We start from the raw sequence: 13,613 nt of genomic DNA, 5'->3' as shown, positions 1-13,613 counted from the left end.
GCCCATGCAATTCTGCGTACTCGGCGGTCCGGCGTCACCGGACGTGCGGACCGCCGACGGCCGCCCCGCCCCCGTCCCGGAGAAGAAGGTACGGGCACTGCTCGCCGCGCTCCTGGCGCACCGCGGCCGCCCCGTGTCCGCGGCCCGGCTCGTCGAGCACCTCTGGGGCCCGCGGCCGCCCGCGAACCCGACCGCCTCCCTCCAGAGCAAGGTCTCCCAGCTGCGCCGCGCCCTGGACACCGCGGAGCCCGGCGCCCGGAAACTGGTGACCGCGACCCCGCCGGGCTATCGGCTGGACATCGCGGCCGACGCCCTGGACGCCGGCCGCTTCACCGCCTTGACGGCCCGCGCCCACGCCGCCGCCACCGCGCGGGAGCGGGCCGGCCTGCTCGGTGCGGCACTGGAGCTGTGGCACGGCCCGGCCTTCGCGGGCTTCGCGGACGACGACCTGGTGCGCCCGGTAGCCAAGAGCCTGGAGGAGCAGCGGCTGACCGCGCTGGAGGAGCGGGCCGCGGCGCGCCTGGAGCTGGGCGAGCACGCCGCGCTGGCCGGCGAGCTGGCCGGCCTGGTGGCCCGGCACCCGCTCCGGGAACGGCTGCGCGCCCTCCAGCTGACCGCCCTGTACCGGGCCGGGCGGCAGAGCGAGGCGCTGGCCGCGTACGGCACCGTGCGCGCGCTGCTGGCCGAGGAGCTGGGGGTGGATCCCGGCCCCGAGCTCGCCGCCGTCCATCAGGCGATCCTGCGGCAGGAGCCCTGGGAGACGGGCGGCGCGGGAACCGGGAGCGGCGGGGCCGCGGCTGCGACGGCCACCGCGCCCGCGGGCCCCGCCCCGCACCCGCCCGGCGGCCCCGCCCCGCGCCCCCGTACCAACCTCCCCGCTCCGCTCACCGAACTCCTCGGCCGCCAGGACGCCGTACGCCGGGTCGCCGAACTCCTCGCGGCCACCCGCCTGGTGACCCTCACCGGCCCCGGCGGCGTGGGCAAGACCCGCCTCGCCCTGGAGACCGCGGGCCTGCTGGCCGACACCTTCCCCGACGGCGTCTGGCTCGTGGAACTGGCCGCGCTGAGCCGCCCGGACGATCCACCCGGCCGTGCGGACAAGTGCACCGCCGCCGAACTGGCCGAGGCGGTGCTGGCCGTGCTCGGCATCCGCGAGGGCGCCGCGGCCGGCCCGGTGGCGGAGCGGCTCGTCGGCGCGGTACGGGGCAAACGCCTGCTGCTCGTCCTGGACAACTGCGAGCACGTCGTCGACGCCGCCGCCGAGGTCACCGCCCAACTGCTCGCCGCCGCTCCGCAGCTCCGTACGCTGGTCACCAGTCAGGAACCGCTGGGCCTGGCGGGCGAGGCGGTGTGGACCGTACCGCCGCTGGAGCCGGCCGGTGCCCTCGCGCTGTTCGCCGCCCGCGCGAGCGCCGGCGACCCCGGCTTCGTGCTGGACGCGGACACCACCCCCGCCGCCGCGGAGATCTGCCGCCGCCTGGACGGCATCCCGCTCGCCCTGGAGCTGGCCGCCACCCGGGTCCGCGCGGTGGGCGTACGGGAGCTCAGCGCCCGGCTGGACGACCGGTTCCGGCTGCTGGCGGCCGGCCGGCGGGGCGCGCCGGCCCGGCAGCAGACGCTGCGCGCCATGATCGACTGGAGCTGGGAGCTGCTGCCCTTCCCCGAGCGCACCGTGCTGCGCCGGCTGGCCGTACACGCGGACGGCTGCACCCTGGAGGCCGCCGAGGCGGTCTGCGCGGGCGACGGCGTACGGCGGGACGAGGTACTGGATCTGCTGGCCCGCCTCGTGGACCGCTCGCTGGTGGCGGTGGCCCGGACACCGTACGGACCGCGCTACCGCCTCCTTGAGACGGTCGGCGCATACTGCCTCGAACGCCTGCGGGAGGCCGGCGAACTGGCCGCCGTACGCCGCCGCCATCACGCCTACTACACCGAACTGGCCGAGCGCGCCGCACCGTTGCTCTACGGGGCGGCCCAACGGGAGTGGCTGGAGCGGCTCGACCAGGAGACCGCGAACCTCCGGACGGCAGGGGACGGCTGGGTCCGCGAGGGCGCGGCGGACCCTGCGCTGCGCCTGGTCAACGCGCTGGCCTGGTACTGGTTCCTGCGCGGCCGGCTTGCGGAGGCCGGCCGGTCGCTGACGGCGGCGCTGGCGGTCTCCGCGCCGCCCGCCGCGGACCCGGAAGCGGCCGGCGCCACGGCCCGGGCGGGGCGCCGACTGCGGGCGGCCGCCTGGCAGGTCGGCATGGCGTCGCTGGCGGGCGGCGACGCCGATCCCGTGGTGCGGGCGGCCGCCGTCCTCCGGCAGTACGAGGAGCACGACGACCCGGGAGGCCGCGCCTGGGCCCGGTGGTTCCTGGGGTACGCCCAAGTGGGCCTCGGCGACCCCGCGGTGGCGGCGCGGCGGATGGCGGAGTCGCTGGCCGCCTTCCGGGCGCTGGGCGACCGCTGGGGCACCGCCGCCGTGCTGAGCAGCCGCGCCCAGGGCATCGGCGGCGGGGGACTGGCCGCACGCCGCCGCGACGCCGAGGAGAGCGCCGCGCTCTTCGCCGAACTGGGCGACCGCTGGGGCCAGTTGCAGGCCGCCGATGCGCTCGGCGCGATCGCGGAGATCACCGGCGACTACGACCGGGCGGCCCGGCTCCACCAGGACGGGCTGCGGATCGCCGAGGAGCTCGGACTGTGGATCCAGGCCTCGTACCAGCTCTCCGGCCTGGGCCGGATCGCGCTGCTGACCGGCGATCTGGCGGGCGCCAGGGACTTCCACGAGCGGGGCCTGCGGCTGGCCGCCGAACAGTCGCACCGGCGCGGCGAGATGTTCGCCGAGACCGGACTCGCCCTCGGCGCCAGGAGGGAGGGCCGCCTCGACGACGCCGAGGCGCATCTGCTGCCCTGGCTGGAGTGGTGCCGCGGCCGCGACGGGGACCCCGGTACCGCGTTCGTCCTGGCCGAGCTGGGCTTCCTTTCGGAGCTACGGGGCGATGCGCCGGCCGCCCACCGCCGCCACCTGGACGGCTTCGCGGCCGCCCGCGCCACCGCCGACCCGCGCGCCGTCGCGCTGGCACTGGAAGGCCTGGCCGGCGCCCAGGCGCTGACCGGCGACTTCGCGGCCACGGCCCGTCTGCTCGGCGGCGCCGCCGCGATCCGCGCCGCCGCCGGGGCTCCGCAGCCGGCCGCGGAGCGCGGCGATGTGGCGCGGAGCACGGCCGCGGCACGCGCGGGCCTGGGCGAGGCGGCCTTCGCCACGGCGCATGCGGGCGGCGCGGGGGTGGCACCGGATGCGCTGGTGGCGGAGGTGACGGAGGTGACGGGGCAGAGCTGACCTACGGTGTCCTACGGCGTCCCCGTGATCCCGCCGTCGACCCGCAGCTCGATCCCGTTGACGTAGTCGGCGAGTGGGCTCGCCAGATAGGCGACCGCGGAGGCGATGTCCTCCGGGCGCCCCAGACGCCCGGTCGGATTCGGTGCGTACTGCGCGACGATGTCCGCCTCATCCGGTTCGTCCGCCGCGCCCTCCTGACCCGCACCGCCGCCGTCCGGGTCGCCGGCCGCTGCCCGCTCCTGCCACATCCGGTACATCGACGGGCTGACGATCACCCCCGGGCTCACACAGTTCGCGGTGACCCCGCTTCCCGCGAGGTGCCGGGCCAGGCTCGTGGTCATGTTCACCACGGCGGCCTTGGCCGCGGAGTACGTCACCATGTTGGGCAGCGGTGTGCGTACGGCGCGGCTGCCGATGGTGATCACCCGGCCCCAGCCGTACGCGCGCAGCGACGGCAGCAGGGTCTGGCTGACCCGCACCGTCGGCAGGACGTTCCCCTCGAAGGCGGCCCGCCAGTCGGCGGGACGCGAACTCTCCCAGTCGTGCTCGGCGAACGGACCGGCGTTGTTGACGAGGATGTGCGCCCCGAAGTCGCGCGCGGTGAGCGCGACCTGCTCGGCGACACCCGGCTCCGTCAGATCGCCGAGCACCACTTCGGCCCGTACGCCGCGGGCCGCGATCCGCTCGGCGACGGCCGCCGCGGCCCCGGCGTTCCGCCCGTGGACGAGGATTTCGCACCCCTCGTCCGCCAGCGTCTCGGCGATCGCCGCCCCGATCCCCGCACTGCTGCCCGTCACCAGCGCGCCGTGTCCTGCCAGCCGTAGGTCCATGGTGGTCAGCCTAGGGGCACGGGCGTGCGGGGGCCTCGCCGCGTCGGGCGGCCGGTCGATTGTCAGTGGTGCGTGGGAGAGTGGGCGAGCAACGGGGGAAGTACCACCGAAGGAGGCCATATGAGGGAGCGTTGCGAGCTCGTCATGGAAGGGTGCGCGCCGAGCGGGTGCGAGGGCGAGCGAAGCGAGGTTTCGGCATGACCTGGCATCGGGAGCTGCTGGTCAGCTTTGATCTGGAGACCACGGGCACGGATGTCGAACAGGACCGCATCGTCACCGCCGCCCTGATCCGGCTGGACGGCGACGGCCGGACGGCCGGGAAGCGGACCTGGCTGCTGGATCCCGGTGTGCCGATTCCCGAGGAAGCAGCGGCCATTCACGGCATTTCGACCGCATATGTCCAAGAACACGGGCGGCCGCCGGCGCCCGCGATAGAGGAGATCACCGAGGCGCTCGCCGATGCCCTGCGCGCGGAGATCCCCCTGGTGGTGATGAACGCCCGCTATGACCTGTCCCTCCTGGACCGCGAGTGCCGCCGCCATGGCCTACGGCCCCTGACCGACCGGCTGGGACACGCCCCCGCGCCGGTCATCGACCCGCTCGTCCTCGACAAGCATGTGGACCGCTACCGCAAGGGCAAGCGCGCGCTGCAGGCCCTGTGCGGCCACTACGGCGTCCGGCTGGAGGACGCGCACGAAGCGGGCGCGGACGCGGTGGCCGCGGCCGGTGTCGCCCGGCGTATCGGGGAGAAGTATCCGGCCGTCGCCATCCCCTCGCCGCGCGCTCTGCACGCCCTCCAGGAGCAGGCCGCCGCGGAACAAGCCGCCTCGTTCCAGGCGTATTTGCGGCGCTCGGGCGACCCCCGGGCGATAGTCGAGCCGGCCTGGCCGCTGATTCCTTACCAGGCCGGTCCTGATCGCCGGTCCTGATCGCCGCCGTCCCTGACCGGCACGATCAGTGCGAGCGGCCCCGCCACCGACGCGCCCGGCCGTGCTCCGTGCAGCTGCCCGCCCGGCCGTGGTCCGTGCAGTTGCCCACCGTCCGCGGTCCGTGCCGCTGCCCGTCGGCTGTTCTCCGGGCCGTGGCGCGGCCCGACGGCCTCAGAACGGATACCACCGCACGGTCGCGTCCTTCTCCCGCAGCGAGGCGATCCGCCGCCGGAACTCCTTGAGCGCGGCCGGGTTTCCGGGCGCGTGCTGCGAGACCCAGGCGCAGCTCGCCGTCTCCCGGGACCCGCGCAGCACGGCGCAGCCCTCCCAGTCCCGTACGTCCCAGCCGTAGACGGACACGAACGTGTCGTAGGAGTCCGGGCCCAGGCCATAGCGGTCCCGGCTCAGGGCCATCACGACCAGGTCGTGTTCGCGCAGATCGGAGGAGAAGGTTTCCAGGTCGACCAGCACCGGGCCGTCGGGTCCGACATGGATGTTACGGGGCAGCGCGTCGCCGTGGATCGGGCCGCGCGGCAGATGCGGCTCCAGCGCCGTGGCCGCGGCCGCGAACGCATCCCGCCGTCCGCGCAGATACTCCGCGTCCGGCGCCGACACGGCCTCGCCCGCCAGCCGCAGCCAGCGCTCCACACCGCCGAGCAGTTCGCGCCGGGGCAGCGCGAACGGAGGCTCCGGCAGGGCGTGGACCAGCTTCAGCAGCGCGGCGAGATCCTGCGGCCCGGCGGGACGGACGGCCTCCGGAAGCCGCTCCCAGTACGTCACGGGGTGCCCGTCGACCAGCGTGGCCACCGGCTCAACGGCCCGCACGGCCGGTACACCCGCGGCCGCCAGCCACTGGGCCACGACCAGTTCCCGCTCGGCGCGCTCCAGGAGTTCGGCGCTGCGACCCACCCGTACGACCGGACCGGCGTCGCCGAGGGCGAAGACGGCGTTCTCGCCGAGCGAGAGCAGCCGGGCGTCGGCCGCCGCGTCCGGCCGTCCGGCCGCGGCCAGTACGTCCCGGGCGCGCGCCTCCGTGAAGGCGGCGGTGCGCGGTTCGGTCATGGTGATGCCTCCTGCGGTGCGCGAACGCGACCAGTGTCGCAGGACACCGCCCCGGGCCTCCCGGGTGGGGAGTTCCGCCGGGGATTGCGCCCAGGACCTTGACTGCGGTGGCCGCCCTCACGACGATGACGGCGGCCGGCTGGGGAGACGACGCCGACGGGGAACGACGGGGGACAAGGGGGGCGCGATGGCGCTGGCACCGACGGCGGGCACCCACGACGAGGAGCCCCCACCGTGACCCTCGCGACCGCGCCCCGGCGGCCCACCGCGGCGGATGCGGGCCGCGCCGCCCGGCCCCGGCGCGACCACGGCGCGTGGTTCCTCGTCCTGCCCGCGCTGCTCCCGATCCTGGTGCTGAGCGTGGGGCCGCTGCTCTACGGCATCGGGCTGGCCTTCACCGACGCCCAGTCGGGCCGGACCCAGGCCACCGGGTTCGTCGGGCTGCTGAACTTCTCCGACCTGTTCCAGGACTCCCTGTTCTGGGACTCGTTCCGGATCGGCCTGATATGGGCCTTCGGTGTCACCGTCCCGCAGTTCTTCCTCGCCCTCGGCCTGGCCCTGCTGCTCCATCTGGACCTGCGGCTGCGCTGGCTGGCCCGGGCGCTGGCGATCATTCCGTGGGCGATGCCCGAGGTCGTCGTCGGCATCATGTGGCGGCTGGTCTACCACCCCGACGCGGGAGTCCTGAACGAGACCCTGCGCGGCCTGGGCCTGTCCGGGGCCGACGGCCGCGACTGGCTGAGCGGGCTGGCCACCGCCCTGCCCGCGGTCGTCCTCGTCGGCGTATGGGCCGGGATGCCGCAGACCACCGTCACACTCCTGGCGGGGCTGCAGAACGTGCCGCGTGAGCTGCACGAGGCCGCGGCCATGGACGGTGCGGGAGCCTGGCGCCGCTTCCGTACGGTCACCTGGCCCGCCCTCAAACCCATCGCGCTCGCCGTCACCGCCCTCAACTTCATCTGGAACTTCAACTCGTTCGCCCTGGTCTATGTGCTGACCGACGGCGGCCCCGGCGGCCGGACCAGGCTGCCGATGCTCTTCGCGTACGAAGAGGCCTTCCGCTACGGGCAGTTCGGATACGCCGCCACGATGGGCCTGGCGATGGTCGCCGTGATCTCGGTGCTGCTGGCCTTGTACCTGGTCGGACGGCTGAAGGGGGAGGACGACCGGTGAGCGAGACGCACAAGGCGAGCCCCCGGGGCGCGAGCGCCGCGGCAACCACGAGTGCCACGCGGCGCCGCGCCCCACGCCGGACCGCGCGTGCCGGCCGCGCCCGCCGCACCGCCACCCGCACCGGCCAGTACACCGCCCTCCTCGCCTACCTCCTCTTCCTCGCCTTCCCCTTCCTCTGGCTGCTCTCCACCGCCTTCAAGCCACCGCGCGAGCTGGGCAGCATCCACCCCACCTGGATACCGAAGGCGCCGACCCTGGAGAACTTCCGGCAGGCCTTCGAGCAGCAGCCGCTGCTGGCCGCCGCGGGCAACAGCCTGCTGGCCGCGGCCGTCTCCGCGCTGCTCGCGATCGCGCTGGCGACCCCGATGGCGTACGTGCTCGCGCGCTACCGCAACCGGCTCTCCCGGGCCGCCACCGGCTGGGTCGTGATCAGCCAGGCCTTCCCGCTGGTGCTGGTGATCATCCCGCTGTTCCTGGTCCTCAAGGGCCTCCATCTGGTGGACTCCAGGACCGGACTGATCATGGTCTATGTGGTCTGGTCGCTGCCGTTCGCGCTGTGGATGCTGACCGGCTATGTCCGGGCGGTGCCCGCGGAGTTGGAGGAGGCCGCCGCCGTGGACGGCGCAGGCCGGCTCCGTACGCTGGTGTCGGTCACCGCGCCGCTGCTCGCGCCGGGCATCGTCGCGACCGCGCTGTTCGCCTTCATCACCGCCTGGAACGAGTTCTTCTTCGCCCTGGTGCTGCTCAAGTCGCCCGGAAAACAGACGCTGCCGGTCGTGCTGACCCACTTCCTGGGGGCGGAGGGCGTCGCCGACCTCGGCCCGCTCGCCGCCGCGGCGCTGCTGGCCACGCTCCCCAGCCTGCTCCTGTTCGCGGTGATCCAGCGGCGGATCACGGGCGGGATGCTCGCCGGGGCGGTGAAGCACTGATGGGGAGGGGGAAACGGATGGGGAAGGGGAAAAGAGAGAAGGCGAAGGCGAAGGCGAAGGACGCGGCGGCGCCGGCCAGCTTCCACCGCCGCAGGCTGCTCGCGGCCGCCGCCGCGCTGCCCGCCGCGGCCCTGCTGCCGGGCTGCTCCGACGGCCGGCGCCGACGCGGGACCGGCGGCCGGATCACCCTGCGCTTCCAGTCGCTCGCCTGGCAGCAGGACTCCCTCAAGGCCAACAAACAGCTGGTCGCGGAGTGGAACAGACAACACCCCAAGGTCCAGGTCCAGTACGTCCAGGGTGCCTGGCCCACCGTCCACGACCAGCTGCTGACCTCCTTCGAGGGCGGCGAGGCGCCGGACATCATCCACGATGCCTCCGACGACCTCGCGGACTTCGCCTACGGCGGCGATCTCGCCGACCTCACCGCCCTCCTGCCGCGGCGCCTCCAGCAGGACATCCCGGCCCGGAGCTGGGAGACCAGCACCTTCAACGGCCGGATCTACGGCGTCCCGTTCCTCCAGGAACCGCGGGTGCTGATCGCGAACCGCGCCAAGCTGCGGCGCTCCGGCGTACGCCTCCCCACGCCCGAACACCCCTGGACCTGGCGGGAGTTCGAGGAGGCCGCCGAGCGGCTGACCCGCGGCTCCGATTACGGTGTCGCCTGGCCGCTCAAGGAGCCCGTTTCGGCCACCCTCAACCTCGCCCTGTCCACGGGCGGCCGGATCTTCCACCGCCGCCCCGACGGCAAGGTGGAGGTCCGTTTCGACGCGGTGGACCAGGCGGTGCCGCGCACCATCCACGACCAGCTGAACGTCGACCGCAGCGCCTCCCGTTCGACCCTGGGCATGGGCGGCTCCGACACCCTCCCGGGCTTCTTCGCCGGCCGCTATGCGATGGTGCCGCTCGGCTTCTCCTACCGTCAGCAGATCGCCCAGCAGGCGCCCAAGGGCTTCGAGTGGACGGTACTGCCCGCCCCCAAGGGCACCGCGCTCGACCAGGGGGTGAGCCCGCAGACCCTGTCGATCGCCGAGGACTGCCCGTACAAGGAAGAGGCGATGGCCTTCATCGACTTCCTCCTCCGGCCGCCGAACATGGTCCGGCTCGCCCGGGGCGACTGGCTGCTGCCGACCGGTCGGGAGGCGCTGGAGAACCCGGCGCTGCGGGTGACGGCGTACGACTGGGCGACGGGTACCGCCCTGGCCGGGTCGCTGCGCTCCGCCCCGGCCCAGTCCGTTCGCGGCTATCCGGAGTGGAAGGACAAGATCGCGACCCCGGGTCTGCAGGAGTACTACAGCGGCGCCATCGATCTGCACACCCTGCGGAAGCGGCTGGTGGAGGACGGCAACCTGGTGCTGGCGCGGTATCAACGCTGAAGGAGCCGGTTCGGGCCCGGCATGTGGTCCTGCGGGTCGGCGAGTTCGCCGGACCCCCGCACCTCGGCGAGTTCGCCGTACCGCCGCACCTCGGCGAGAGCGAAGTGGCCGCGCGGGCAGACGTGTTGCGTCGGCAGGTGGCCAGCGGGGGAGGCACCCGGCGGCGGCGGACCTCGTCCGTCCCGCGCTGCCCGAGTGAGCCCGGCACAGCGCCAATGAGCGCCGCCTTGCCCTCTGTTGCGCGTACGTAAACGGAGTTGAGCCTCCCTGGTTCAAGTCGCTGGATCCTTTGCCCGGTTCTGCAACTCTATGGCCATTTCGCAGGGTTGTTGTTTATCTCACACGGCGGGGTCCCCCTTGAATTGGACTCGTCAATCAGACAGGGTTTCGAGCCAGCCCGACGCAGATTTTCCTGTGTCCACGGGCTGTTGGCGCAACGCTTTCCCCCCACACCACGAACGAGGAGAACCCTCGCAATGGCTCACAAGCGTTCCAGCAAGAAGCGGCTCGTCACGGCGATAGCCGCCGCGGTCGCAGCGACTGGCATCGCCGCCGTCACCGCGGTCACCGCCGGCGCGTCCTCCGCTCCCGCCGAGGGCAAGATCTTTGGCGCTGAGGCCAAGGGCGCCGTAGACGGCAGCTACATCGTCATGATGAAGAAGTCCGTCCGCACCGCGCAGAGCGGCGACCTGGCTGCCAAGTACGGCGGCAAGGTCAAGCGGAACTACTCCTCCGTCGCCGGCTTCTCGACCACCGGTCTGAGCGAGGAAGAGGCCAAGCGCCTCGCCGCCGACCCGGCCGTCGACAAGGTCGTCCAGAACAAGAAGTTCCACATCGACGCCACCCAGGACAACCCGCCGTCGTGGGGCCTGGACCGCATCGACCAGGCGGACACCGAGGGCGACAAGAAGTACAACTACCCCGACAGCGGCGGCGAGGGCGTCACCGCATACGTCATCGACACCGGTGTCCGCGTCAGCCACAAGGACTTCGGCGGCCGCGCCACGTCCGGCTTCGACGCGATCGACAACGACGACAACGCCGACGACGGCAACGGCCACGGCACGCACGTCGCGGGCACCATCGCCGGTGAGGCGCACGGTGTCGCCAAGAAGGCGAAGATCGTCGCCGTCCGTGTGCTCGACGACCAGGGCTCCGGCACCACCGAGCAGGTCGTCGCGGGCATCGACTGGGTCACCAAGAACCACAAGGGCCCCTCGGTCGCCAACATGTCCCTCGGAGGCGGCGCGGACGAGGCCCTCGACGCGGCCGTGAAGAAGGCCATCGAGTCCGGTGTCACCTTCGGCGTCGCGGCGGGCAACGAGTCCTCCGACGCGGGCCAGGGTTCCCCGTCGCGCGTGAAGGAGGCCATCACGGTGGCGTCCAGCACCGACAAGGACGAGCAGTCCGACTTCTCCAACTTCGGCAGCGTGGTGGACCTCTACGCCCCCGGCTCCGACATCACCTCGGACTGGAACACCGGCGACGACGCCACCAACACCATCTCCGGTACGTCCATGGCGACCCCGCACGTCGTGGGTGCCGCCGCGATCTACCTGGCCGGTCACCAGGACGCCAAGCCCGCTGACGTGGAGAAGGCCCTGACCGAAGGTGCCACGCCCGACAAGATCTCCAACCCGAGCGAGGGCACGCCCAACAAGCTGCTGAAGGTCGTCGAGTAGTCGTCCCACCTCCTCAGCTACGCGCCGGTCGTCGCGCTCGCCCCCACGGGGCGCGGCGGCCGGCGCTTTTGCGTGTCCGGGCGCCCGATGCCCCGTCACTCCGGCGCCGTGGGCGGCGCGCAGGGCGGTAGCGGCAGTGCGGAGACGCTGGCCACCAGCTGGCCACTAGCATCGGTAGACACTGTCTACTACTCCTGGTAGACAGTGTCTATGAGTGAACGTGTGCAGGATGCGGGCCTGCGTGCCCGTCTGGTCGAGGCCGGTGTCGACCTGGTCGCCAGGGAGGGCGTACAGGCGCTGACGCTGCGGGAGATCGCCCGCCGGGCCGGGGTCTCGCACGGGGCGCCGCGCCGCTACTTCCCGACCCACCTGTCCCTGCTGTCCGCGATCGCGCGGCAGGGCTTCGCCGACCTGGCCGCCACGGCCGCCGAGGCGCTCGGCAGCGGCCGGGCCGGCCCGCGCACCCAGCTCCTGGCGCTGGGGCGGCACTACCTCGACTTCGCGCGGACCAACCGCGGGATGTTCGAGCTGATGTTCCGTCACGACCTGTTGGAGAGCAACCAGCACGGCCTTCGGGAGACCAGCCTGCCGCTCTTCCATCTGCTCGTGGACCTCGTCGCCCGTGCGGAGCCGCCCTCGGGAGCGGCACCACCGGTGATCGCGGGCGCCCTGTGGGCGAATCTGCACGGCATCGCCCAGCTGTGGGGCTGGGGAAGCCTCCAGCTCGCGACGGGCTCCGATGACGTCGAACCGCTGCTGCGCGCCGTACTGGACGCGCACCTCGGGCCGGAGGTCCGATGACCTCGGTACGCCATCGACGCCTCACACTCTCGGGCAGCATCACCGGAGCCGCCATCGTCGCCCTGGACGGCACCGTGCTGACCGTCGCACAGCCCACCCTGCAACGGGACCTGCACGCCTCGTTCGTGCAGGTCCAGTGGACCAGCACCGGCTACCTCATCGCCGTGGCCGGCCTGCTCGTCTTCGCCGGCCGCCTCGGCGACCGGTACGGCCACCAACAGGTCTTCGCCACCGGGATCCTGGGCTTCGGCGCCGCTTCCGCGGGGATCGGCCTGGCGCCCGGCATCGGCTGGGTGATCGGCCTGCGCGTCGCCCAGGGTGTCTTCGGCGCGCTGCTGCAGCCGGCCACGCTGGGGATGCTGCGCGCCGCGTACCCGCCCGACCGGCTCGGTATGCCGCTTGCGCTGCGTACCAGCGCCATCGGGCTGTCGGCCGCCGCCGGCCCGGTGGTCGGCGGTGCGCTCGTCGCCCACCTGGGCTGGCGGGCCGTGTTCTTCCTCAATGTGGTACCGGCCGTGGTGACCGGGGTGCTGGCGCTGGCCGTACGCATGCCTCCGGTGACGTCGCAGGTGTCGCGCCGCGCCACCGTCTCCCGGCTCGACCTGCCCGGCGCCGGACTGCTGGCGATCACCCTGGTGTGTCTGGTCCACACCCTCGTCGCCCTGCCGGAGGCGGGCTGGACGGCGCCCACCGTGCTGGGCGCGGTCGCCGCGGTGGCCGCCGGCGCCGTGTTCATCCGGCACGAGCGGCGTACGGCGAGCCCGCTGGTGCCGCCGAGCGTGGTGTCCTCAGGGGCCGTTGCCCCGGCGCTCGGCATCCTGCTGTCCGCCTCGGCGGCCCTGTTCGGTGCGCTCTTCGTCGGCACCTACTTCCTGCAGGACGTCCTCGGGCTGGACCCGCTCCAGAGCGGTCTGCGGGTGCTTCCCCTGGCCGTGATGATGGTGCTGAGCGCGCCGGCCTCCGCCGTACTGCAGCGCCGGTACGGCCCCCGCCGCACGACCGGCGCGGCGATGGCCCTGCTCACCCTCGGCATCCTCCTCCTCTCCCAACTCGACCGTGGTTCCGGCCCGTTGGCGATCGGTACGGGCTTCCTCCTTCTCGGTGCGGGCTTCGGCACGGTGATGGTCACCGCGACCGCCGTCATCGTGCGCCAGGCGTCCGTGGACCACGCCGGGGTGGCCGGCGGGCTCCAGCAGACCGCGATGAACATCGGCCCCACGCTCGGCGTCGCCGCCGCGACCATGCTGACCGGTCTCACCGCCGCCATGGGCCCCACGCTCATGGCCCTCGCGGCCATCGCCGCGCTCGGTGCCCTGGCCGCCACCAAACTGCCCCCGCGCACCCGCAACTCGCCCCCGAACCCCGAAAGTTATCCACAGGAGGGCGCCTCCGGAACCGAAATGGCTTCGACGCAACTACCCTCGGTGACATGCACGGAGGACTGCCGTTCATCGGCATCAGCACCATCGTCTACGGCCTCATCGGCCTGATCGCCGTCACAGCCGGCGCGAT

Annotated in this window: 10 protein-coding genes; 8 read left to right on the top strand and 2 right to left on the bottom strand. The window is 73.4% G+C overall.

From position 1 onward, the window contains the following. Nucleotides 1-4: 4 nt before the first annotated feature. A complete protein-coding gene (locus tag ACWD6P_RS05855) occupies nt 5-3,322 on the top strand; it encodes an AfsR/SARP family transcriptional regulator (protein ID WP_451442783.1) in 3,318 nt (1,105 codons plus the stop codon). 11 nt (nt 3,323-3,333) lie between these two features. On the opposite strand, the gene ACWD6P_RS05850 is transcribed toward ACWD6P_RS05855, so the two are convergent. Further along, the gene (locus ACWD6P_RS05850; protein ID WP_451442782.1) at nt 3,334-4,152 is read right to left on the bottom strand and encodes an SDR family NAD(P)-dependent oxidoreductase; all 819 of its coding nucleotides are present in this window, start codon (nt 4,150-4,152) and stop codon (nt 3,334-3,336) included. A gap of 197 nt (nt 4,153-4,349) precedes the next feature. Between ACWD6P_RS05850 and ACWD6P_RS05845 the strand changes: the two genes are divergently transcribed. Continuing rightward, nucleotides 4,350-5,081, top strand: a complete 732-nt coding sequence (locus tag ACWD6P_RS05845; protein ID WP_451442781.1) for an exonuclease domain-containing protein — start codon at nt 4,350-4,352, stop codon at nt 5,079-5,081. A 171-nt stretch (nt 5,082-5,252) separates the two neighbouring features. Here the strand turns inward: ACWD6P_RS05845 and ACWD6P_RS05840 are convergent, their stop codons facing one another. Continuing rightward, nucleotides 5,253-6,143 (bottom strand): aminoglycoside phosphotransferase family protein, encoded by an 891-nt coding sequence (locus tag ACWD6P_RS05840; RefSeq protein WP_451442780.1) that lies wholly within the window; start codon nt 6,141-6,143, stop codon nt 5,253-5,255. 234 nt (nt 6,144-6,377) lie between these two features. Here ACWD6P_RS05840 and ACWD6P_RS05835 point away from each other — a divergent pair, with 234 nt between their 5' ends. The 6 genes from ACWD6P_RS05835 (at nt 6,378) to ACWD6P_RS05810 (ending at nt 13,591) form a co-directional block, all read left to right on the top strand. Further along, on the top strand, nt 6,378-7,316 hold the full coding sequence (locus tag ACWD6P_RS05835; RefSeq protein ID WP_451442779.1) for a carbohydrate ABC transporter permease: 939 nt from the start codon (nt 6,378-6,380) through the stop codon (nt 7,314-7,316). Then, nucleotides 7,313-8,245: a carbohydrate ABC transporter permease gene (locus ACWD6P_RS05830; protein ID WP_451442778.1), complete on the top strand. Its 933-nt coding sequence runs from the start codon at nt 7,313-7,315 to the stop codon at nt 8,243-8,245. The genes ACWD6P_RS05835 and ACWD6P_RS05830 overlap by 4 nt, the downstream gene beginning before the upstream one ends. Nucleotides 8,246-8,262: 17 nt before the next feature. After that, nucleotides 8,263-9,618, top strand: coding sequence for an ABC transporter substrate-binding protein (locus tag ACWD6P_RS05825; protein ID WP_451442777.1), 1,356 nt, complete (start codon nt 8,263-8,265; stop codon nt 9,616-9,618). 476 nt (nt 9,619-10,094) lie between these two features. Beyond that, on the top strand, nt 10,095-11,300 hold the full coding sequence (locus tag ACWD6P_RS05820) for a S8 family serine peptidase (RefSeq protein WP_451442776.1): 1,206 nt from the start codon (nt 10,095-10,097) through the stop codon (nt 11,298-11,300). A 210-nt stretch (nt 11,301-11,510) separates the two neighbouring features. Next, nucleotides 11,511-12,101, top strand: coding sequence for a TetR/AcrR family transcriptional regulator (locus tag ACWD6P_RS05815; RefSeq protein WP_451442775.1), 591 nt, complete (start codon nt 11,511-11,513; stop codon nt 12,099-12,101). Beyond that, nucleotides 12,098-13,591, top strand: coding sequence for an MFS transporter (locus tag ACWD6P_RS05810; RefSeq protein ID WP_451442774.1), 1,494 nt, complete (start codon nt 12,098-12,100; stop codon nt 13,589-13,591). Before ACWD6P_RS05815 ends, ACWD6P_RS05810 begins: the two co-directional genes overlap by 4 nt. Nucleotides 13,592-13,613: the final 22 nt, after the last annotated feature.

It is taken from the genome of Streptomyces sp. NPDC002446, from assembly GCF_053595675.1.
The sequence above is the reverse complement of the archived record's forward strand: the minus strand, read 5'-3'. Positions and strand labels throughout refer to the sequence as shown.